The organism is Chryseobacterium sp. NG-CE01 (assembly GCF_055695505.1).
The window spans coordinates 3,453,290-3,478,128 of sequence record NZ_CM146369.1 but is presented as its reverse complement, the minus strand read 5'-3'; the positions used below and the strand labels follow the sequence as shown (position 1 = coordinate 3,478,128).

Below are 24,839 nucleotides of genomic sequence, written 5' to 3'. Positions count from 1 at the left end.
ATTAAAAGAAATAATAAATTAATTAAGTGTAGTTTATACATTTATTTAAAATAGAATGTTATATTTGTTTTTCTTATCAAATTATTAATGATAATCTAAATGGGTTATGATTTAACAAAAAGAATTAAAAAAAAATCCATGAAAAAGATTCTGTTAAATATATCAATCTTCATCTGCGCTGTCTCATCTGCACAGAATTTCAAATATCCTTTTCAAAACCCCAAACTTCCGGTCGATCAGAGAATCGAAAATCTTCTCGGATTATTAACGGTGGACGAAAAAATCGGGATGATGATGGACAATTCCAAAGCAGTTCCCAGATTGGATATTCCCGATTACGGCTGGTGGAATGAAGCGCTTCACGGTGTTGCAAGAGCGGGAACAGCAACAGTTTTTCCTCAAGCAATTGGAATGGCAGCAACCTGGGATGTTCCGGAACATCTCAAAACTTTTGAAATGATTTCCGATGAAGCCCGTGCCAAATACAATAAATCTTTTGACGAATCCCAGAAAACCGGACGCTATGAAGGTCTTACGTTCTGGACGCCAAACATCAACATCTTCCGTGACCCAAGATGGGGAAGAGGTCAGGAAACCTATGGCGAAGATCCATATCTGACTTCAGTTTTAGGTGTTGCCGCCGTAAAAGGCCTTCAGGGAAACGATCCTAAATATTTCAAAACCCACGCCTGCGCCAAACATTTTGCCGTTCACAGCGGCCCGGAATGGAATCGTCATTCCTACAACGCCGAAGTTTCCAAAAGAGATTTATACGAAACGTATCTTCCGGCTTTCAAAGCATTGGTTTTGGAAGGAAATGTGAGGGAAGTGATGTGCGCTTACAATGCTTTTGACGGACAACCGTGTTGTGCTAACAATACTTTGCTGACAGAAATTCTTCGCGGAAAATGGAATTACGATGGAATGGTCGTTTCCGATTGCTGGGCGTTGGCAGATTTCTACCAGAAAAAATACCACGGAACGCACCCCGACGAAAAAAGTACCGCCGCAGATGCCTTGAAACATTCGACAGATCTGGAATGTGGCGACACGTATAATAATTTAAACAAGTCTTTAGCGAGCGGATTAATCACAGAGAAAGACCTCGATATTTCGATGAGAAGAATTCTGAAAGGCTGGTTTGAACTGGGAATGCTTGATCCTAAAACTTCCGTTCATTGGAACTCAATTCCATATGCTGTGGTGGATTCTGAAGAACATAAAATGCAGGCTCTAAAAATGGCACAAAAATCAATTGTGCTGATGAAAAACGAGAATAATGTTCTGCCTTTAAATAAAAACATCAAAAAAATTGCGGTTGTCGGTCCAAATGCCGATGACGGACTGATGCAGCTGGGAAATTACAACGGAACACCTTCTTCAATCATAACGATTTTAGATGGAATTAAAACCAAATTTCCGAATGCAGAAATCATATATGAAAAAGGAAGTGAAGTCACCGACCCGTCTTCCAGAACTTCATTATACCAAAACTTTGTAAGTCAGAAAAATGGAGAAAAAGGAATGAAGGTAACTTTTTTCAACAATAATGAATTCAAAGGAGAGCCTGCAAATATTTCAGTCAATAAAACAGGAATCAGCTACAACAGCTTTGGCGGAACACAGCTTGCCCCGAATGTCGGAAGGGAAAATACATCTGCTAAAATTTCAGGAGTTTTTAAAAGTACTTATACGGGAGACGTTATTTTTTCAGCTTCCACTTCAGACGTTTATTCGCTCTTTGTGGACGGAAAAGAAATTGCGACCAGAAAAGGTCCGGATGCAAGACATCCTTCGGAATTCCCTGTGAAAATGGAAAAAGGCAAAGAATATCAGATCGAGTTACACCACACCCAGAAAGGAAAATATGTAAGTATTGCGTTCGATGTGTACCGGAAAGATCCTGTCAATTTCGCTTCGGTAAGAAATAAAGTAAAAGATGCCGAGGTTATTATTTTTGCAGGTGGACTCTCGCCAAGTCTGGAAGGTGAAGAAATGATGGTCAACGCAGAAGGTTTCAAAGGAGGAGACAAAACTTCCATCGATCTTCCGAAAGTTCAGCGTGAACTGCTCGCCGAATTAAGAAAAACCGGAAAACCTGTTGTATTTGTGCTTTGCACGGGAAGCTCACTCGGTTTGGAACAGGATGAAAAAAATTATGACGCTTTGTTGAATGCCTGGTACGGCGGACAATCCGGTGGAACTGCCGTTGCAGATGTTTTGGCAGGAGATTATAATCCGTCAGGAAAATTGCCGATTACATTCTACAAAAATCTGGAACAGCTCGATAATAATTTGTCTAAAACCAGCAAACATCAGGGCTTTGAAAATTACGATATGCAGGGAAGAACCTACCGTTATATGACCGAAAAACCTTTGTACGCTTTCGGACACGGGTTGAGTTATTCAAAATTTAATTATGGTGACGCTAAATTGAGTAAAAATACCATCAATACGAATGAAAATTTAAACATTACAATTCCTGTCAAGAATATTTCAAAGATAGATGGAGAAGAAGTGATTGAAGTGTATGTGAAAAGAAATAATGATGCTTCAGCTCCTGTAAAGACTTTGAGGGCTTTCGAAAGAGTTTTTATAAAAGCAGGTGAAACGAAAAATGTTCAGCTTACTATTTCTGGAGATTCATTTAAATTTTACGATGAAAAAGCTGATGATTTGGTATCAAAATCAGGAAACTACACCATTTTCTACGGCGGAACCTCCGATGAATCCGGATTGAAAAGTCTTCAATTAAAAGTAAATTAAAATTTAGATGTCCAAAACTAATTTAACCACAAAAGAGACAAAAGATATATTGAAATGATTTTAATATTTAAAAGTAAGCAAAACGATAAATCAAAGATTTTAAACTTATGAGTTCTTTTTTTGAAGCTAAAATATTAAACTAAAAATCTAATGTGTGAAAATCTTTTGTGCCTTTTGTGGTTAAAAAAACAGTCCAAAACCAATCAATGAAAACAAAAACCAAAATATTAACAGCAGTTATTTCGCTAAGTGTTGCATTTTTTTCAGCGCAAAATGGAAATGTCAAAAAACATTTTCTAGATTTAGACGGGGCTTCCACCAATATCAAAATCCAGCCAACGATGTACGGAATTTTTTTCGAAGACATCAACTTTGCGGCAGACGGCGGATTGTATGCGGAACTCATTAAAAATCGCAGCTTTGAATTCGACGAACCGTTGACAGGCTGGAAGCAACCCAACACAAAAACATTGTCTCCTAATTTAGATTCCGGCTTTTTGACGATTATTACTGATAAATCCAAAACCAATAAAAACCACGCAAGAATCACGGTTTGGAATGATAAAAATTATTCGCTAGAGAACGAAGGGTTCAGGGGAATTGGTTTGCATCAGGGTGAAAAATACGATTTAAGCTTTAATCTCGAAAACATTTCAGGAAATATTTCTGCCATCAATACAAGTCTGATTGATGAAAGCGGAACGGTGATTTCTTCAGTTTCTACCATCATAAAAGGAGGAGGCTGGCAAAAATATAATGCTGTTTTCACACCTTCCAAAACTGTTGAAAAAGCAAAACTTCAAATCACTTTTACCGGGAAAGGTATTGTGAATATGGATATGATTTCACTGTTTCCACAAGACACATGGAAAGGCAGAAAAGGCGGTTTAAGAAAAGATCTTGTTGAAAAATTATACGATTTACAGCCAGGATTTTTACGTTTTCCGGGTGGATGTATTGTGGAAGGCAGGACGTTGGCGGAACGCTACCAGTGGAAAAAAACGATTGGTAAAGTAGAAGACCGCGAAAATCTCATCAACAAATGGAACAATGGATTTGCGCACCGCCTAACGCCGGATTACTGGCAGTCTTTCGGGCTTGGATTTTTTGAATATTTCCAATTGGCGGAGGATTTAGGCGCAGAACCGCTTCCTATTTTAAGCTGCGGAATGGCGTGCCAATTCAATACTGCGGAACTCGTAAAAATGGAAGATTTAGACCCCTATGTTCAGGACGCTTTGGATTTGATAGAGTTTGCAAACGGTGATTCCAATACGAAATGGGGGAAAATTCGTGCTGAAATGGGACATCCCAAACCTTTTAATATGAAATTCATTGGTGTTGGAAATGAGCAGTGGGGAGCAGATTATATTGAACGTTACAAAGTTTTTGAAAAAGCGATTCACGACAAATACCCTGATATCAAAATCATTTCCGGAAGCGGACCGTCACCTGACGGAGAATTCTTCGAGTATGGCTGGAAAGAGCTTATAAAACTGAATGCACAGATTGTGGACGAACATTACTACAATTCTCCTGAATGGTTTTTGGAAAATGCAGATAGATACGACAAATACGATAGAAGAGGACCAAAAGTTTTTGCCGGAGAATACGCCGCACAATCAGTCGGCGTTGTAAAACCGGATAATAAAAACAACTGGCTGACTGCACTTTCGGAAGCCGCTTTTATGACCGGACTGGAGCGCAATGCAGATGTTGTGACAATGACTTCTTACGCACCGCTTTTTGCCCATGCAGAAGGGTGGCAGTGGACACCGGATCTGATCTGGTTCAACAATCTTAAATCTTACGCTACCCCGAATTACTATGTTCAGAAATTATTTTCAAATAATAAAGGAACTGATTTAATTAAAATTTACGAAAAAGGAAAGCCATTGAAAGGGGAGAATAATCTCTATGCATCGGCAGTTCGTGATCTTAAAAAAGGAGAAATAATCATTAAAATAGTCAATTCAAATCCAAAGGAAACTTCGCTTGAAATTAACCCAAAAAATATTAAAATAGGCAGTCAACTCACAAAAATTGTACTGACTTCTACAGGACTTTCCGATGAAAATAATTTCCAGTCAGAAACCATTACACCAAAAGAAGAAACGCAGACCATTAAAAAAGGAAAAATTTCTGTTGAAATTCCGGCTAATTCTTTTGTTGTTTTGAAAATAAAATAGCTGTAAACTCCCATCAATAAAAGAAAAATAAAAATTAAGTGTAAATATTACATTTATTTAAAATAGAATCTTATATTTGTTTTAACTGTAAAACAGGAATGTGAGGTTTTCTTTGAGATAAATTAAAAATTAATATAATTTCCTTACGGAATGTAATCCATTGCACATTTTATTTTTAAAGAGTTAAAAAAACAATAATCAAATTAATCATTTTTATTAATGAAAAAATATGTTATCGGCTTAGACTACGGAACAGACTCTGTTCGAGCCGTTTTGATTGATACGGAAAATGGGGCAGAATTAGCGGCTTCCGTAAGCTATTACAAAAGATGGAAAGAAGGAAAATTCTGTAAGCCGGAAGAAAATCAATTTCGTCAGCATCCGCTCGACCATATCGAAGGATTGGAAAAAACCATTTCAACTATCGTAAAAGGAAGTGGTGTTGCGCCTGAAAATATTGTCAGCATTTGTATTGATACAACGGGTTCGTCACCGCTTCCCGTAAATAAAGAAGGGATTGCACTATCCCTTTTGCCTGAGTTTTCAGAAAATCCGAATGCAATGATGGTGTTGTGGAAAGATCATACTTCAATTAACGAAGCTGAAGAAATCAATCACCTGGCGAGAAACTGGGGTGGCGAAGATTACACAAAATTCGAAGGCGGAATTTATTCTTCTGAATGGTTTTGGGCTAAAATTCTTCACATCAACAGAGAAGATGAAGCGGTGAAAAATGCAGCCTACAGCTGGATGGAACATTGCGATTACCTTACCTTTTTAATTTCTGATAATCAGGATTTAGCAACATTTAAGAGAAGCCGTTGTGCTGCGGGTCACAAAGCCATGTGGCACGAGTCATGGGACGGTCTTCCTTCCAAAGATTTTCTTGGTCAGCTGGATCCTTCGCTGGCAGAACTTCGTGACAGATTGTATAATAAAACCTACACTTCCGACGAAGTTGCAGGAAATCTGAATCAAGAGTGGGCAACAAAATTGGGCTTAACAACCAACACGGTAATTGCTGTCGGAACTTTTGACGCGCATTCCGGAGCGGTTGGTGCAAAAGTAGAGGAAAATACACTGATCAGAATTATGGGAACATCAACCTGTGATATTATGGTGGCTCCCAACGAACTTATCGGCGATAAAACCGTTAAAGGGATTTGCGGACAGGTAGATGGCTCTGTTATTCCGGGATTAATGGGGCTCGAAGCAGGTCAGTCCGCATTTGGAGATGTGCTGGCCTGGTTCAAAGACATCTTGTTGTGGCCGACTCAAAGTATTCTGATGAATTCCAGTGTGATTGATGAAAACCAAAAACAATTGCTGAAAGAAGAAATAGAAAATAATATTATCCGCAATCTCACCCTGGAAGCGGAAAAAATTCCACTTTCAGAAGTTGTACCGGTAGCCTTGGACTGGATCAACGGACGAAGAACGCCCGATGCCAATCAGGAACTGAAAATGGCGATCAGCAATCTTTCGTTGGGAACAAAAGCACCTCATATTTTCAAAGCTTTAGTGAATGCTATTTGTTTCGGGTCCAAAAAAATTGTTGACCGTTTTGAAGAGGAAGGTGTAAAAATCGAAAAAGTAATCGGAATCGGGGGTGTTGCCAGAAAGTCGCCGTTCATAATGCAGACGTTGGCTAATGTCCTGAATAGGCCGATTGTTGTTGCAGCTTCAGACCAGGCTCCGGCTTTAGGGGCAGCTATTTATGCAGCCGTTGCGGCAGGAATTTATCCGACTGTTCAGGAAGCAAGTCAGAAAATGGGCTCTGATTTCGAAGCAGAGTATTTCCCTCAAACAGAAAAGGTAGAAAAATATGCAGAATTTATGAAGCAATATCAGATCCTGGCAGATTTTACCGAAAATAATATCAGGTCTAAAAAGAAGTTGATCGTTGACAGTTTATAGTTATTAATAAGGTTTAAACACGGTTCCGTTAGGAGCGGTTAATAGCAAATATGTGAATATTATCGTCACAAAAAGAGACTCGTAGAGGTGACCTGTTAAATATTTGCAATAATTAAACTAACGACTATCAACCAAAAATTTGAAAGAGAGATTTTCAACAAATATGTAAATAAAATGAGCATCTATAAAGAATTAAAACGAGAATGTTACGAAGCCAATATGCAGCTTGATGCATTGAAGCTGGTCGTTTACACATTCGGAAATGTAAGTGCCGTTGACCGGGAGAAAGGAATCTTTGCCATCAAACCGAGTGGTGTTGCTTACGAATTGTTAAAGCCTGAAGATATTGTAATTTTAGATTATGACGCGAATGTCGTCGAAGGAAATCTAAGACCTTCTTCTGATACCAAAACCCACGCTTATCTGTACAAAAATTGGGAAAACATCGGCGGGATTTCACATACGCATGCTATTTATTCCGTGGCTTGGGCACAGGCGCAGATGGACATTCCGATTTTCGGAACTACCCATGCAGATCATTTAACAGCAGATATCCCCTGCGCACCACCAATGCACGATGACTTAATCGAAGGCAATTACGAATACAACACCGGAATCCAAATCCTTGATTGTTTCAAAGAAAAAAAATTATCATACGAAGAAGTGGAAATGGTACTCATCGGAAATCACGGACCATTCACCTGGGGGAAAAATGCCGAAAAAGCCGTTTACAACAGTAAAGTCCTGGAAACGATTGCTGAAATGGCGTATCTCACGAGACAGATTAATCCAAATGCGTTGCGCCTTAAAGATTCTTTAATCAAAAAACATTACGAACGCAAACACGGTAAAAATGCCTATTACGGACAGTAGTTGGCTGCTGGCAATGGGCTTTTAGCTTATGGCTATCGTCTGTGTCTAAAAAGACGAACCCGAAGGGTTCAACATTAATAGCCGTAGGTAAAACCTATGGAAAAATGAAAAAATAAAAATTAATTATCAATTATAAATTATCATTTATAAAAATATGTTAACACCTCTCAATACGAAAGAAATATGGTTCATCACCGGAAGCCAGCACTTATACGGCCCGGAAACATTACAGCAGGTTGCCGAACATTCGGCTAAAATTGTAGAAGCATTCAACACTTCGTCACAGATTCCTGTACAAGTGGTTTTAAAACCTACGGTAAAGACGACTGAAGAAATTTTCGAAACCTTAACCGCTGCTAATTTCGCAAAAGATTGTATCGGAATTGTAACCTGGATGCACACATTTTCACCCGCAAAAATGTGGATTCGCGGACTAACTGCTTTACAAAAACCGATGTTGCATCTTCATACGCAGTTCAACCAGGATATTCCGTGGTCTACGATGGATATGGACTTTATGAACCTGAATCAGGCTGCTCACGGCGATAGGGAATTCGGTTTTATGGTGAGCCGTCTTCGCAAAAACAGAAAAGTGGTCGTAGGACATTGGGCTGAAGAGAGAGTACAAAAACAAATTGGCGAATGGAGTAGAGTTGCAGCTGGCTGGGACGACTGGCAGGGTGCAAAATTCGCCCGTTTTGGTGACAATATGAGATTTGTAGCGGTTACAGATGGTGACAAAGTGGAAGCAGAAACCAAATTCGGATTTTCGGTTAATACTTGGGGGATAGGAGATTTGGTAAGTGTTATTAATTCCATTGGTGACGGAGAAGTGAAAACTTTGATGGAAGAATATGAAGCTTCTTACAAAATGGCAGCATCACTTCTTTCAGGAGGGGCCAACAGAAAATCTCTTGAAGTTGCAGCAAGAATCGAACTGGGACTGGAAAAATTCCTCAAGGACGGTAATTTTAAAGGTTTTTCAGATACTTTCGAAGACCTTCACGGTTTGGCACAGCTTCCTGGAATTGCCGTACAGCGACTCATGCAGAAAGGATATGGATTTGCCGGAGAAGGCGACTGGAAAACAGCAGCCCTCGTCCGTGCTATGAAAACAATGGGACAGGGATTGGAAGGCGGAAATGCCTTTATGGAAGACTATACCTACCATTTAAATCCGTCAAATCCTTCCGTTTTAGGCTCTCACATGCTGGAAGTAGATCCTGTTTTGGCAGCCGATCAGCCATCTTGTGAAATTCATCCGTTGGGAATTGGCGGCAAGGCAGATCCGGTTCGTCTTGTATTCAATTCAAGAGGAAATATTGATTCTTTAAATGCCGCCTTAATGGATTTTGGAAACCATTTCAGGCTGTTAATCAACAAAACAAAAGCAATGGAAATTACCGAAGAGCTTCCGAAACTTCCTGTTGCGAGGGTACTCTGGAAACCACTTCCGGATCTTTATACTGCCGCCGAAGCATGGATTCTTGCAGGAGGTGCGCACCATACCTGTTATAGTGAGAATGTCAGTGCGGAACAGTTAGAAGACTTCGCGGAGATGGCGGGTATTGAATCTCTGGTCATTGATGAAAACACAAAAATCCGTGATTTTAAGAATACGCTTCGTTGGAATGAAATATATTATCGTTAAACTTGCAAAATATTCAGAAAAATGAAAAAAACAGGCATGAACCTGATAATTCTTTTGGCCGTTTTATGTATTTTCGGCTGCAATAAAAAGGAAAATCAACCAAAAACTCATCCAGAACACATGGAAAATATAAAGATTTCAGATTACGGAGTAACTGCTAAAGGTGATTCCATTAAAAAATTCACTCTTACCAATAAAAACGGAATGACGGTGGAAGTTATCAATTTCGGTGGAATCATTACTTCGCTCACCGCTCCTGACAAAAACGGGAAATATGCAGATGTTGTGCTGGGCTTTACCAAACCGGAAGAGTATTTCAATGGAAATCCATACTTCTTCGGAGCTTTAATCGGACGTTACGGAAACAGAATAGCCAATGCCAGATTCACTTTGGAAGGGAAAACATACAAGCTGGACAAGAATGACGGCCCAAACAGTCTTCACGGCGGAAAAGAAGGTTTCAATACCAAATTCTGGAATATTGAACCTGTGAAAGATGCACAGTTCCCGACTTTAAAGCTTACTTATACCAGCGCTGATGGAGAAGAAGGCTTTCCCGGGAAATTGACGACCACTGTTTTTTATACTTTGACAGACGATAACGCTCTCGAAATCTCCTATGAAGCAGAAACAGATAAACCTACAATCGTAAATCTTACACAGCATTCGTATTTCAATCTTTCCGGAAATTTTACAAAAGAAATTACGGATCACGAACTGCAGATTAACGGTGATAAATTTTTACCGGTTAATGAAAATATTATTCCTGTTGGTGAACAAAAAAGCGTAAAAGGCAGTCCGTTTGATTTCACGGTTTCTAAACCGATCGGAAAAGACATTAACGCTGATGATGAGCAATTGAAAAGAGGAAAAGGCTACGATCATAACTGGATTCTGAACGGGAGCGGCTTGAGAAGCATTGCTAAAGTCTATCATCCGGAATCAGGAAGAATGATGGAAGTGCTTACCGATGAACCGGGAGTTCAGTTCTATTCAGGAAATTTCCTTGACGGAAAGTTTGATACGAAGACCGGCGGTAAATATCAGAAGCGAACAGGTTTCTGCCTGGAAACCCAGCATTTTCCGGATTCTCCCAACCAGCCTTCATTCCCTTCTACAGAGCTGAAACCGGGAGAAAAATACCAGTCGAAAACCATTTATAAATTCTCAGTTAAAAAATAAAGTATGGGGAATTTAGCAACTCTTGATATCATCATATTTTTAATCTATTTTGTGGTGGTAGCCGGATACGGGATCTGGATCTATAACAGGAAAAAATCTTCGGCAACAGGCAGTAAAGATTACTTTCTGGCTGAAGGTTCGCTTACTTGGTGGGCGATTGGCGCAAGTTTAATAGCCTCCAATATTTCCGCGGAACAGTTTATCGGAATGTCTGGTGAAGGTTTTTTCGTAGGAATTGCCGTTGCCGCTTATGAATGGATCGCTGCAATAGCTTTGATTATTATTGCCGTATGGTTTATCCCGATCTATCTGAAAAATAAGATTTACACCATGCCTCAGTTCCTCGAAACCCGCTACAATAAATCGGTTTCACTGATTATGGCGGTATTCTGGCTGTTTTTATATGTGATTGTTAACCTTACTTCAATCCTTTACCTTGGCGCTTTGGCGATTGATACGCTGCTTGGCGGAGACAATCTTCATATCATCATGATCGGATTGCTTTTAATGGCTTTGCTGATTGGGCTTGGCGGGATGAAGGTAATAGGTTACACAGATGTAATTCAGGTGGCGGTTTTAATCATCGGCGGTTTTGCAACCGTTTATATGGCATTGCAAATCGTTGATCAGAGAATCAATGGTGCTGCTGTAGGAAATGCATTGGCTGGTTTTAACACCTTAATCAATGAAGCACCGCAGCATTTTAAGCTGATCCTCGAAAAACCAAAAACAACAACTACCACTTTGGCAATGCCTGAAAACCTGAATGTTCAGAAATATGTAGTCCTCCCGGGATTGGCGATGTATTTTGCAGGACAGTGGATTGTAAACCTGAATTACTGGGGCTGCAACCAATATATTACGCAGCGTGCTTTAGGAGCGGATCTGAAAACGGCAAGAACCGGAATTCTGTTTGCCGGATTCTTGAAATTATTTATGCCGATTATCGTGATGCTTCCGGGGATTGCAGCGTATGTGCTGTATTCAAAAGGACATCTGCCTGGCTTCAATGGGGTAAAAGACGGGGCTTATTCTGCTATTTTAGGATTCTTGCCGGTGGGTCTGAAAGGTCTTGCCGTAGCGGCTCTTACTGCAGCAATTGTGGCGTCGCTTGCAGGAAAAGTGAACAGTATTTCAACAATTTTCACGTTGGATATTTATAAAAAATACCTGAAAGCAGATGCTACGGAAATCGAAATGGTAAGAACGGGGAGATGGGCTATTATCATTGCAATGTTCCTGGCATTGGCATTTACCTGGACAGACGTTTTAGGTATTGGCGGAGAAGGTGGTTTTACTTTCATTCAGAAGTACACAGGATTTATCAGTCCGGGAGTTTTTGCCATGTTCCTTTTAGGAATGTTCTGGAAAAGAACAACCGGAACGGCGGCTTTGGTTGGGGTAATCTTAGGATTTGTTCTGGCGATTTTCTTCAACAGTTTCGCTGTAGATCTTTTCGGAAAAGAGACTTGGTTATATACGGCTTTCACCTATGAGAAATTAGAAGGCGGGGTCGTTCATACGATTACGGAGATTCCGTTTTTGATCAATATGGGATGGTCGTTCGTCATTACCATTATTGTTATGATATTGATAAGCCTTTCCGGACCGAAAATAAATCCGAAAGCATTTGCTATTGATGCTTCCATGTTTAAGGTTGATAACAGGACGCTGGTTCTTATTGTGGTTACTTTGCTTTTACTTACCGCACTGTATGTGAGGTTCTGGTAAAATTAAAAATAGGTAAAGAAAAGGCAGTATTCATCTTGAATGCTGCCATTTTTAATCTGGTTACATTCTACGTCGTATAATACTTGTATATTTGGCGCAAAACTTTTAACAAAAATTAAACAACATGGGTTTCTTCAGAAAAATTTTTTCAAAAAATAAAGTAACGAGCCACGAAAATCATAAAGTTTCGGGATTAAAAGAAGTCTATACTGAAGAATACTTCAAAGGAAGATACACTGAACAGGAGCTTTCTGAAAATGATCTGTTGGTAGAAGGCTCTTTTAAGATGCTTGAAAGCTTTTTCATTGACAATAAAATTAAGCCCGTTATGGATCAGCCGGTTTACCATCCGCTGAATATCGATCAGGCTGTGCAGGAAGGAATGGGATTTTATGAATATTGCAAACAATTTGATCAGGACGACAAACAGATTGGCTTAATAATCACCATCGCATTTTCATATTTCCTGGTTAATGAATGGGATTTTAAACTTTTTAATGATAAAACACCTGAATTTCCGCTGAGATTCATGACATTAAAATATGACAGGAACGGCGGCGTACTCTCGTTGTATCCTTTTGAATATTCTTTAAAGGTTTTAAATGGGGAAGCCAGATTCTCTGATTTATTAGAAAAGATAAAAACGAACCTGGGAAATATTCCTTCAGCAAAAGATGTTCTTGATAGCTTAAAACAGAATCTCAATCAGTAGATCTGACGGTTATCCATTCTTATTTTAAAGAAGAAAAGCGGCGGAATGAAAAATTGTACAGCCGCGGATATAAAATGTTTAAATCTTAAACATAAATCCTTCGGCAAGCTTTTTTTGATATTGATCCTCATCAAAACGATATAAAAAAGATCCCTTTTTAGAGGAGGTCATATCTTTTTCCTCTGTTTTTACCAGAATATCCAGCGCATTGATTTTACTGATGAAATTCCGTTTGTCGTATTGTTCATTAAAAATGGCTTCATAAAGGCTCTGCAGATCTTTCATGGTGAATTTCTCCGGAAGAAGCTCAAAGCCGATCGGTCTTGTGGAAGCTCTTCTTCGTAATCTTAAAACAGCATCTTTTACCATCTCATTATGATCGAAAATGAGAGTAGGAAAATCCTGAAGATCAAACCATTTTGCGTTGTACTTTTCATTAATATGAATATTATTCTCAATATTAATCAACGCATAATAAGAAATCGACATGATTCTTGCTGTGGGTTCGCGATCAATCTGGGTATAACAGCTGAGCTGCTCAAGATAAATATTTTCAAGGCCCGTGAGTGTCTGCAGAACACGCTGTGCTGCTTCGTCAGAAGTTTCGTCGCTTCCGATAAAACCGCCCATTAAAGACCATTCTCCCATCTTGGGTTCGAAATTCCTTTGAACAAGAAGAATTTTAAGATTTTCGCCGTCGAATCCGAAAATAATACAGTCAACGGCTACCAAATGTCTTGGATATTGAGAATAATCCTGGGTCATCTTTATAGTTTATACAAAGGTAAAGTATTTAACCATACAATAAAGCATAAATGTATTTTTTACACTTTCTTAATACATTTATTTATAATGTGCTAAAACAACAGCCTCGAAGAAGATTTTGGGAGAAGAATATAGGGTAAGTCAGGTAATTTTTTCTTAAAAACAGATGAATTACAGGTAAAGTTAATGTTAAAATTATGTTAATTTTTAAAATTTAATTTTATAAATGTTAAAAAACTGATTTTTTAACCTTACTATTAAAAATACGATAAGTTGCTGATGTAATTATTATCGATTCTGCTTAAATGTTCTGTATTCATTTTGTACACAAACATTTAATTTTATAACACTGATTTTCTTATGAATGTATAATCTTATTTTTTATGATAAGCTGACCTGGATTTATCAGTTCAGAAGCTTCCCCAAATCCTTTTCCGGAAATGATTTTATCTTGTTCGTTCTTAAAATGTTTTGTATATAAATTCTTTCTTTTATTTTAGAAATGTTGAAATAACATTTATTAATGAACCGAAAATTCTTCATAATCGTATTCGCATTTTCGTCACTTGCTTTTGCACAGGTAAATCAGAAAGTACAATATTTCCCGCTGAAGGATGTCAGGCTTTCGGAAAGTATTTTCGATAAAGCCATGCAGGCTGACAGGAAATATATGATGTCGATGGAGCCCGACAGGCTGTTGGCTCCTTATCTCAAAGAAGCAGGTTTACGGCAAAAAGCAGAGAATTATCCTAACTGGGAAAATACCGGTTTGGACGGACATATCGGAGGGCATTATATTTCTGCCCTGTCATTAATGTATGCTTCAACAGGAGATCAAAAAATCAAACAAAGGCTTGATTATATGATCGATGAGCTTGATCGTTGCCAGAATGCATCAGGAAACGGCTATGTTTCAGGAATACCGTCAGGAAAGAAAATATGGAAGGAAATTTCCGACGTCAACATTCGCGCTTCAGGTTTTGGACTGAATGACCGCTGGGTTCCTTTATACAATATTCATAAAATTTATGCAGGACTTCGTGATGCCTATTGGTATGCAGGAAGCGAGAAAGCAAAAAATATGCTGGTAAAACTTACCGACTGGATGGCCAATGAAGTTTCCACACTGTCTGATGAGCAGATTCAGGAGATGCTTCGCAGTGAACACGGCGGACTGAATGAAGTTTTTGCCGATGTCTATGAAATTACCGGTGATAAAAAATACCTTCAGCTTGCCCACAGGTTTTCTCATCAGGCGATTCTTAATCCGCTGCTTTTAGGGGAGGATAAACTTACAGGAATTCATGCCAATACCCAGATTCCTAAAGTGATCGGTTACAAACGCATTGCAGATCTGGAGAATAACCAGCAGTGGAGCAATGCTGCAGATTTTTTCTGGCACAATGTCACTGAAAAAAGATCTTCCGTTATCGGTGGAAACAGCGTCAGTGAACATTTTAATCCGGTTAATGATTTCAGCAGCATGATTAAAAGTATTGAAGGTCCCGAAACCTGCAATACCTACAATATGCTGAAACTCACCACAGAGCTTTTTGCAACCTTGCCCAAGTCATATTATATGGATTATTATGAGCGCGCGCTCTATAATCACATTCTTTCCACAGAAAATCATGATAAAGGAGGATTTGTGTATTTTACACCGATGCGTCCCGGTCATTACCGTGTATATTCACAGCCGCAGACCAGTTTCTGGTGCTGTGTAGGTTCCGGACTGGAAAATCACGCCAAGTATGGTGAAATGATTTATGCACATTCTGATAATGATCTTTATGTTAATCTTTTCATTCCATCAACACTCAAATGGGCAGAAAAGAAAATCCTGATCAGACAGGAAAATAACTTTCCGGAAACCCCGTCCACCAAATTGATTGTTGATCTGGCCGGAAAAGGGAATTTTAGCCTGAAACTAAGATCGCCACAGTGGACAAGTCCTTCTGAGGTCATCATTTCAATCAATGGAAAAAAGCAAAATGTACAGCCGGATGGCAACGGTTATTTTACTTTAACCAAGAAATGGAAAAAAGGAGATGTGATCGAAATGAATCTTCCGATGCATCTTTCTGCAGAGCAATTACCTGATAAATCAGATTATTATGCTTTTAAATATGGGCCTGTTGTTCTTGCCGCTACGTACGGGACCAAAAATCAGCAGGGATTACTGGCTGATGACAGCCGCGGCGGTCATATTGCTCACGGTCCGCAGATTCCGTTAAATGAAATTCCGGTGATTTTAGGAAATGGTAAAGAGGTTATTAATCATGTAAAGCAGGTTAATAATCAGGATCTTACATTCACTCTTACAGGTTTGTATCCTAAAGAAAAGTTTGATAAAGGTCTTCAACTGGTTCCTTTTTACAAAATTCAGGAAGAAAGATACATTCTCTATTGGCCTCAGGCTGACCAAGATAAAATTGAATCTATTCAAAAAAAGAAAGCTGAAGAAGATGCCGAAGCGAGCCGGCTTGATCTTATAACAACAGATAAAATCCAGCTCGGTGAGCAGCAGCCGGAGTCTGATCATTATTTTGAAAGCAAAGATTCCAATACCGGGTATATGGAAGACCGCCATTTCCGCGATGCCAAAGGATGGTTCAGCTACCGGATGAAAAATCAACATAAAAATGCTGCTTATCTGTATGTTTTATATTTCGATGCGAACGCCAACCGTTCTCTAAATGTAGAAATCAACGGCAAAAAAGTATCAGCAAAAAAACTGGACGGAAAAGCTGGAAGCTCGCCTCAATCCCTGCTTTTACCAATTCCCGAAACGGAAAAAAATAAAGAAATTCTTAGTGTAAAATTTTATGCGGAAGAGCAGATGCTTACTTCAAAAATAATCGAAGTTCGTTTGCTTACGCAGAACTACCAAAAGTCTGTCAATAAAAATTAAAAGATCAACCCATGAAAATATATTGCTCAAAATTATTTCTAATAATAGCCATTTTCAGCGCCTGTTTATTTGATGCTAAAGTAAGGCTTCCTGCACTGGTTTCAGACGGGATGATTCTCCAGCGGAACCAAAAACTTAAAATCTGGGGCTATGCGGATGCGGGAGAAAAGGTATATATTAAATTTTTAAATAAAACCTATTCTGCAACTGCAGATAATAGCGGCAACTGGAACGTTATGCTTCCCGAACTTAAAGCCGGCGGACCGTTTGTGATGACCATTAACGACATTACGATTAAAGATATTTTAATCGGCGATGTTTGGGTGGCATCCGGACAGTCTAATATGGAACTTCCCATGAGAAGACTTAAACCTTTATATGGTGAAGAGATGAAAACAGTAAATAATCAGAATATCAGGTTTTTTACGGTTCCGCAGAAATACAATTTTAAAGCACCGCAAAATGATCTTGACGGCGGAAAATGGGAAATTACCAATCCACAGACGATTCAGAATTTTTCGGGCGTAGCTTATTTTTTTGCTAAAAATCTATATGAAAAAAATAAAGTTCCTGTAGGAATCATACATACAAGTTTGGGAGGCTCGCCAATCCAGGCGTGGATGGATGCGAATTCCCTTAAAAAATATCCTGAATATCTGGAAGAAGCTGAAAAATGGAAGAATGATGATTTAATAAAATCTATAGAATCCAACGAACAGGCTTTGAGCAGAGCCTGGTATACAGAGCTTGATCAGAGTGATATTGGTTTAAACCAGCACTGGGAAAAATTTGATCTTGATGATTCTTCATGGAAAACAATGAATATTCCTGGATCATGGGAAGATCAGGAGGGCTCGTTTGAAGGCACAGTTTGGTTCAGAAAAGAAATCACATTATCAAAAGAACAGGCAGAAAAAGCAGCTTTCCTGAATCTTGGTAGAATAAAAGATGCCGATGTAACTTATATTAACGGGGTGAAAGTAGGAAACGTTACTTATGAATATCCACCGAGATGGTATGATATTCCTGCCGGCATTTTAAAAGAAGGTAAAAATAGTATTGCCGTAAGAATCACCAACGGAAGCGGAAAAGGACAGTTTATCGCTGACAAACCGTATTATCTTGAAATCGGCGGAAAGAAAATCGATCTTACAGGTTCATGGAAATATAAAATCGGTGCAAAAATGGAGAAAATGGCTCCGGGCCAGACATTCATCCGCTGGAAACCAACCGGGCTGTACAATTCTATGATTAATCCGTTAATTAACTATATAGTAAAAGGATTTCTCTGGTATCAGGGAGAAAGCAATACCGGAAAACCGAAAGAATACGGTGATCTTTTAACCACGATGATCAACGACTGGCGGTTAAAATGGAACGAAAAAGACGCTCCATTCCTGATCGTTCAGCTTGCAAATTTTATGGAAGCTAAAAATCAGCCTGTCGAAAGCAACTGGGCAGAACTCAGAGATCAGCAGCGAAAAGTTTCGCTTACTGTTCCGCAAACCGGACTTGCCGTAATCATCGATGTTGGAGAATGGAACGATATTCATCCGCTTGACAAAAAAACCGTAGGCGACAGGTTAGCATTACAGGCATTGAAAATTGCTGATAAAAAAGATATTGTTGCAGATGGACCTGTTTATCAGGCCATGAAAATTGAAGGAAATAAGATTATGCTTTCATTTAAAAAAGGAACCGATGATTTTGCTCCCGTTTCGGAATTAAAAGGTTTTGCAATAGCAGGTAAAGACAGAAAATACCAGTGGGCAAAAGCGAAAACAGAAGGTAAAAATATTATTGTCTGGAATGATGAAATTAAAGATCCCGTTTCAGTACGCTATGACTGGGCCGACAATCCTGACGGAAATTTAAAAAACAAATCCGGTCTTCCGGCTTCATCCTTCACCACAGAATAAAATTAAAAAAACTTTATAAAATTTAGAAGGAGATAAAGCAAGTCAGATTAAAAAGATCTATAATCTATCGGTCTATCATCTATTATCTATAATCATTAATCAATCATCTACTAATACATCTACAACCATATGAACAATTCATCACAGAAAATATCTGTCATTGAAAAAATAGGCTACAGCCTGGGAGACCTTGCCGCCAATCTTGTTTTTCAGACTTTGGTAACCTATCTCGCCTACTTTTATACGGATATTTACGGACTCAAAGCAGAAGATGCTTCGGTGATCACATTAATTGTAGGATTGATTGCCGGTTTTGGTTTCAACCCGATGGTTGGCGCCTTGGCAGACCGTACCGCGACAAGATGGGGAAAATTCAGACCGTGGATTCTCTTCACTTCTGTTCCTCTTGGAATCACTGCTTTACTGGCATTTAGTACGCCGGATTTTTCTTATAAAGGTAAAATGATCTACGCTGCAGCAACGTACTCGTTGTTACTGTTGTTATATGCAGCGAATAATCTGCCGTACGCAGCACTAAGCGGTGTTATCACGGGAGATATGTCAGAACGTAATAGTATTTCTTCTTACCGTTTTGTAGCGGTGATGTTTGCGCAGTTTTTCGTTCAGGTATTTATGTTGCCAATCATTTTATCTGTAGGGAACGGTGATAAAGCTGCCGGTATCGAAACGGTGATGACCTGGCTTGCGATAATTGGCTCTGTAATGTTGCTGATTACCTTTTTCACCACCAAAGAAAGAATCATCCCAAAACCTGAACAGAAATCAACCTTAAAAGAAGATTTAAAAGATGTTTTCCAAAACAGGCCATGGATTATTATGCTTACTGTTACAGCTTTCATTTTCATAACCCTGGCGATGAAAGGCGGCGCTTATGTGTATTACTTTAACAATTATGTGGATGAAGCTTCACTTAAAAGTTTTATTTCACCGATTACTACATTTTTTAACTCGGTAGGAATGAATTTCTTTGGTGAAGATCCAAAATCTGCCGGTTTCGGATTGTTTAATGCAGGTGGAATTATCATGATGATTGTCGGGATTACTTTTTCCAAAAGATTCGCCGATAAGTACGGAAAGCGGGATACATTTATCGCATCACTTTTTATTTCCACGCTATTTGTACTGTTCTTTATTTTTTATCCTCCGAAAGCAGTAGGAGTTATGTTCCTTTCCCAGATTTTGCACGGATTCTTTTATGGCATCAGTACCCCTTTACTTTGGGCTATGATTGCAGATGTAGCCGACTATTCCGAATGGAAGAACAACAGGAGAGCCACTGCTATTATCTTTTCTGCAATGATGGTAGGATTAAAAGTAGGATTAAGTATTGGAAGTTCTTTGGTGGCATTAATCATCGGTAAATACGGATATATTTCTGCTGAAGGAGGCGTAAACGCTGTTCAGCCTGAAACCGTCGCAACAGGCGCAAAGATGCTTGTGAGTGTGTTCCCTTCGATACCGTTTTTTATCGCATGCGGATTACTTTTATTTTATAAAATCAACAAAAAAATGGAAGTTCAGATCGAGAAAGATCTGGCCGAAAGAAGAAAATAATTATGACTATGAAACGATTAATTACATTAGGCTTAATAATGCTGGCCGTATCAAATGCAGTCGCCCAAAAAACCGGAAATTCTCTGAAAAAAGCTTTTAAAAATAAATTTTATATCGGTACGGCCATGAGCCTCCCGCAGATTAACGGAACGGATGTGAAATCGGATCAGATTATCACCTCCCAATTCAGCTCTATTGTGGCGGAAAACTGTATGAAGTCAATGTTTCTGCAGCCTCAGGAAGGAAAATTCTTTTTTGATGACGCCGACCGTTTTGTGGCTTTTGGTGAAAAGAATAAAATGTTTATCATCGGTCATACCCTGATCTGGCATTCACAGTTGCCAAAATGGTTTTTCGTGGACAAAGACGGGAAAGATGTTTCTGCTGAAGTATTGAAGCAACGCATGAAAAATCACATTACAACTGTTGTTTCAAGATACAAAGGCCGCGTGAAAGGTTGGGACGTAGTCAATGAAGCCATCATGGAAGACGGAACGTACAGAAAAAGTAAGTTTTATGAAATCCTTGGTGAGGAATTTATCCCTTTGGCATTCCAATATACGCAGGAAGCCGATCCGAATGCTGAACTGTATTACAATGATTATAATGAATGGTACCCTGAAAAGGTAAAAACGGTCATAAATATCGTTAAAAATCTCAAATCGAGAGGAATCAGGATCGATGGAGTAGGAATGCAGACACATGTTGGCCTGGATACTCCGAAACTGGCGGAATATGAAAAAGCAATAACAGATTATGCATCAGCAGGTGTAAAAGTAAATGTTACCGAAATGGAAATCAGCGCGCTTCCTTCACCTTGGGGAACTTCTGCCAACGTTTCAGATACAGTGGAATACCAGGCGAAGATGAATCCGTATACCAAAGGTCTTCCTGAAAATGTAGAGAAAGAATGGGAAAATCGTTATCTTGATTTCTTCCGTCTTTTCATCAAACATCAGGATAAAATAAGAAGAGTAACGTTGTGGGGCGTTACCGACAACCAATCATGGAAAAATGATTTCCCGGTAAAAGGCAGAACCGATTATCCCTTACTTTTCGACCGTAATTTTAAAGCAAAACCAGTCGTTGAAAAAATCATTCAATTAACAAAAGAAAAAAAGTAATATATTCTATCTGATAGACAATGAATTATTGCTTTCAGCAACATAAAATTATCAATCATCAATCATCAGTCTGTCATCTATCAGTCTATCATCTATCAATCTATTATCTAAAAGTCTAAACTAAAATGAACAAAGCAAAATATCTATTCCCGAACGACTACATGGCAGATCCTTCCGTACATGTTTTTGAAGGAAAAATTTATATCTATCCTTCTCATGACCGCGAAAGCGGAATTGAAGAAAATGACAACGGAGATCACTTTGATATGAATGATTACCATGTGTTTTCCTTAGATGATGTAGAAAACGGAGAAATTACGGATCATGGTGTGGTGCTTTCCGTTAAAGACATTCTGTGGTCGGGGAGACAGCTTTGGGACTGCGATGTTGCTTTTAAAGACGGCAAATATTACATGTATTTTCCGCTGAAAGATAAAAACGATATCTTCAGAATCGGTGTTGCGGTGAGCGACAGACCCTACGGACCTTTTGTTCCTGAAAAACACCCGATGATGGGAAGCTACAGCATTGATCCGTGTATTTTTGAAGAAAACGGAAAACATTATATGTATTTTGGAGGAATCTGGGGCGGACAGCTTCAACGTTACCGAAACAATAAAGCCCTGGAATCTGCCGTAATTCCTCAGGATGATGAACCTGCCATTCCATCCAAAGTCGCTTTGTTAAGTGAAGACATGCTGGAGTTTGCCGAAGAGCCTAAAGACATTCTCATCCTCGATGAAAACGGAAATCCTCTTCTTCACGGAGACCGACACCGTTTCTTCGAAGCTTCCTGGATGCATAAATACAACGGTAAATATTATTTTTCCTATTCAACCGGAGATACGCATTTATTGTGTTATGCAACCGGAGATAATCCGTACGGACCGTTCACTTTTCAGGGTGAAATTTTAACACCGGTAGTGGGGTGGACAACCCATCACAGCATTGTTGAGTTTAAAGGGAAATGGTATCTCTTCTTTCACGACAGTGTTCCGAGTGGCGGAAGAACATGGCTCAGAAGCATGAAAGTTGTGGAGCTTGAATATGACGAAGACGGTAAAATAAAAACCATCGAAGGATTGGACGAAAATTAATAGCTTCTAGTTTGTCATATGACAAACTAAACTTTAAACTTATTTAACCACAAAAGCTGCAAAAGATTAGAAATTTCTATCTTAAACAATTTATAAAAGAAAAAGTTAAACAATAGTCTTTAAAAATCTCTGATTTTCGTTCTTTTGAAAAGCTTTGATTAGCTGATAAAGCTTTTTAAACTGATCTTTTGTGACTTTTGTGGTTAATTTAATTAGTTGGATAAATTTTTATTAGCGGAACCCGAAGGGTTCAATAGCCGTAGGCGAAACCTATGGAATGTAAACAGCAGATCATATTCACAAATTAATTTGTGGAATTTAAATTAAATGTTAAAAAAATTGCCATGCAGCATTTCCGAATTTATTTCATCGCATTTCTAATGATTCCGTTACTAATTTTCGCCGAAGACGGCAGCCAGCTTTGGCTTCGCTTTCCTGCCAAAAACGGAATTTCTGCAGATCAGATTATTGCTAAAGGAAACAGCCCGACGCTGAATATTGCCAGAAAAGAACTGAGCAGTCACTGGCAGGGGCAAACCGTGGAACTCCGAACCGATAAATCTCTAAAAAAACTGAAAGACGGTTATACCATAAAATCGGTAAACAATAAAATTGTCATTGCTTCCGCAAAGGAAATCGGATTATTGTATGGGGTGTATCATATTTTGCGGCTTCAGCAAACCAACGTTTCCACTGCCAATTTGAATATAACGGAAAAACCTTCGTACGATGTAAGGATTCTCAACCATTGGGATAATCTGGACGGAACAATCGAACGTGGGTATGCAGGACATTCTCTCTGGAAATGGGAAGACCTTCCGAACACAATTTCGCCAAGATACCAGGAATATGCGAGGGCAAATGCTTCTATCGGAATTAATTCGCTGGTGCTAAATAATGTAAATGCTTCGCCCAATATGCTTCGTGAAGATTATCTCAGGAAAGTAAAAGTCTTGGCCGATATTTTCAGACCTTATGGAATTAAAGTTTATTTATCCGTTAATTTTTCGTCCCCGAAAGTATTAGGAGGAACCGAAAACTCTGATCCGTTGAATAAAAACGTTCAGAAATGGTGGAAAGAAAAAGCTTCTGAAATTTATACATTAATTCCTGATTTCGGCGGATTTTTGGTGAAAGCAAATTCAGAAGGCCAGCCCGGGCCTCAGGACTACGGAAGAACGCATGCCGACGGAGCCAATATGATGGCTGATGTTTTAAAACCTTACGGAGGAATTGTAATGTGGAGGGCTTTTGTCTACAGTCCGAGCAAAGAAGACCGTGCCAAGCAGGCTTACCTGGAATTCGTTCCTCTTGATGGAAAATTCAGAGACAATGTAATTATCCAGATTAAAAACGGACCTGTTGATTTTCAGCCGAGAGAAGCTTTCAATCCTTTGTTTGGGGCATTAAATAAAACTCCTGAAATGGTGGAATTTCAGATTACTCAGGAATATCTTGGACAGGCCAATCATCTGGTTTATCTGGCGCCTTTATTTAAAGAAACTCTAGAAAGCGATACCTATTCTAATGGCAAAGGCTCCACCATTGCTAAAATTACGGACGGAACATTACGCCCGGCAAAGATGACTGCCATTTCTGCAGTTGCCAATATCGGAGAAGATACCAACTGGACAGGTCATCATTTTGCACAGGCCAACTGGTACGCTTTCGGAAGACTGGCATGGAATCATGAGCTTACATCAGATCAGATTGCCGATGAATGGATTACAATGACCTTTACGGATAATGAAAAATTCGTTAATCCGGTGAAAGAAATGATGCTCACTTCAAGAGAAACTGCTGTGGATTATATGATGCCTCTGGGACTTCATCATATTTTCGCAGGAGGACATCATTACGGTCCGGAACCTTGGGGAGATTACAAAGGCGGTAGACCCGATTGGTCGCCGGTGTATTATCATCAGGCCGATAAAAATGGAGTAGGATTTGACAGAACCGTAACCGGAAGTAACGCGGTTTCACAATATTTTCCGCCACTAAATGAAATTTATGGAAATGTTGAAACCTGTCCGGAAAATCTTATCCTTTGGTTTCATCATGTTCCGTGGAATTATAAAATGAAAGATGGAAAAACATTATGGGAAGAACTGTGCTATAAATATGATTCAGGTGTTCATGAAGTAAGAGGTTATCAGAAAATCTGGGATCAGATGGAACCTTATATTGACAGTCAAAGGTTTGCAGAAGTACAGTCGAAGCTGAAGATCCAGTCTAAAGATGCTGTCTGGTGGAAGGATGCCTGTTTATTGTATTTCCAGACTTTCTCTAAAATCCCGATTCCTTACGATATCGAAAGACCAGTGCATGATCTGGAAGAAGTAAAAAAAATCAAACTGAATATGGGTCACCATAATTAAAAAAAATGAGGCAACTCGTTCTCCGTGATTTGAAAGAAGAGTTGCCTCA

The 24,839-nt window shown here is 39.1% G+C and carries 15 protein-coding genes; 14 read left to right on the top strand and 1 reads right to left on the bottom strand.

All coding sequences use genetic code 11. The features are described 5' to 3' along the window. Positions 1 to 138: 138 nt before the first annotated feature. From ACYT6F_RS16125 to ACYT6F_RS16090, 8 genes are all read left to right on the top strand, one after another. Complete coding sequence (locus ACYT6F_RS16125) at positions 139 to 2,766, top strand: glycoside hydrolase family 3 C-terminal domain-containing protein (RefSeq protein WP_472598647.1); 2,628 nt, start codon at positions 139 to 141, stop codon at positions 2,764 to 2,766. A 206-nt stretch (positions 2,767 to 2,972) separates the two neighbouring features. Continuing rightward, positions 2,973 to 4,955 (top strand): alpha-L-arabinofuranosidase C-terminal domain-containing protein, encoded by a 1,983-nt coding sequence (locus tag ACYT6F_RS16120; RefSeq protein WP_472598646.1) that lies wholly within the window; start codon positions 2,973 to 2,975, stop codon positions 4,953 to 4,955. 219 nt (positions 4,956 to 5,174) lie between these two features. Further along, on the top strand, positions 5,175 to 6,872 hold the full coding sequence (locus ACYT6F_RS16115; protein ID WP_472598645.1) for a ribulokinase: 1,698 nt from the start codon (positions 5,175 to 5,177) through the stop codon (positions 6,870 to 6,872). 174 nt (positions 6,873 to 7,046) lie between these two features. Then, complete coding sequence (locus ACYT6F_RS16110) at positions 7,047 to 7,745, top strand: L-ribulose-5-phosphate 4-epimerase (RefSeq protein ID WP_472598644.1); 699 nt, start codon at positions 7,047 to 7,049, stop codon at positions 7,743 to 7,745. 154 nt (positions 7,746 to 7,899) lie between these two features. After that, a complete protein-coding gene (araA, locus tag ACYT6F_RS16105) occupies positions 7,900 to 9,396 on the top strand; it encodes an L-arabinose isomerase (RefSeq protein ID WP_472598643.1) in 1,497 nt (498 codons plus the stop codon). A gap of 21 nt (positions 9,397 to 9,417) precedes the next feature. Further along, a complete protein-coding gene (locus ACYT6F_RS16100) occupies positions 9,418 to 10,578 on the top strand; it encodes an aldose epimerase family protein (protein ID WP_472598642.1) in 1,161 nt (386 codons plus the stop codon). Between the two features lie 3 nt (positions 10,579 to 10,581). Further along, positions 10,582 to 12,309 (top strand): sodium:solute symporter family transporter, encoded by a 1,728-nt coding sequence (locus tag ACYT6F_RS16095; protein WP_472598641.1) that lies wholly within the window; start codon positions 10,582 to 10,584, stop codon positions 12,307 to 12,309. A gap of 124 nt (positions 12,310 to 12,433) precedes the next feature. Beyond that, positions 12,434 to 13,021, top strand: coding sequence for a hypothetical protein (locus tag ACYT6F_RS16090; protein ID WP_472598640.1), 588 nt, complete (start codon positions 12,434 to 12,436; stop codon positions 13,019 to 13,021). 78 nt (positions 13,022 to 13,099) lie between these two features. Here the strand turns inward: ACYT6F_RS16090 and ACYT6F_RS16085 are convergent, their stop codons facing one another. After that, entirely contained in the window at positions 13,100 to 13,786 is a 687-nt protein-coding gene (locus tag ACYT6F_RS16085; RefSeq protein WP_472598639.1) for an NUDIX hydrolase, read from the bottom strand. A 523-nt stretch (positions 13,787 to 14,309) separates the two neighbouring features. Here ACYT6F_RS16085 and ACYT6F_RS16080 point away from each other — a divergent pair. The 6 genes from ACYT6F_RS16080 to ACYT6F_RS16055 all read left to right on the top strand — a co-directional run bounded on the left by ACYT6F_RS16080 (position 14,310) and on the right by ACYT6F_RS16055 (position 24,790). After that, entirely contained in the window at positions 14,310 to 16,697 is a 2,388-nt protein-coding gene (locus ACYT6F_RS16080; RefSeq protein WP_472598638.1) for a beta-L-arabinofuranosidase domain-containing protein, read from the top strand. Between the two features lie 11 nt (positions 16,698 to 16,708). Beyond that, entirely contained in the window at positions 16,709 to 18,616 is a 1,908-nt protein-coding gene (locus ACYT6F_RS16075) for a sialate O-acetylesterase (RefSeq protein ID WP_472598637.1), read from the top strand. A 129-nt stretch (positions 18,617 to 18,745) separates the two neighbouring features. Continuing rightward, a complete protein-coding gene (locus ACYT6F_RS16070) occupies positions 18,746 to 20,191 on the top strand; it encodes an MFS transporter (protein ID WP_472598636.1) in 1,446 nt (481 codons plus the stop codon). A gap of 8 nt (positions 20,192 to 20,199) precedes the next feature. Further along, positions 20,200 to 21,315, top strand: a complete 1,116-nt coding sequence (locus ACYT6F_RS16065) for an endo-1,4-beta-xylanase (protein WP_472598635.1) — start codon at positions 20,200 to 20,202, stop codon at positions 21,313 to 21,315. A gap of 125 nt (positions 21,316 to 21,440) precedes the next feature. Beyond that, positions 21,441 to 22,412: a glycoside hydrolase family 43 protein gene (locus ACYT6F_RS16060; RefSeq protein WP_472598634.1), complete on the top strand. Its 972-nt coding sequence runs from the start codon at positions 21,441 to 21,443 to the stop codon at positions 22,410 to 22,412. 344 nt (positions 22,413 to 22,756) lie between these two features. Next, positions 22,757 to 24,790, top strand: a complete 2,034-nt coding sequence (locus ACYT6F_RS16055; RefSeq protein WP_472598633.1) for an alpha-glucuronidase — start codon at positions 22,757 to 22,759, stop codon at positions 24,788 to 24,790. The last annotated feature ends 49 nt before the right edge of the window (positions 24,791 to 24,839 follow it).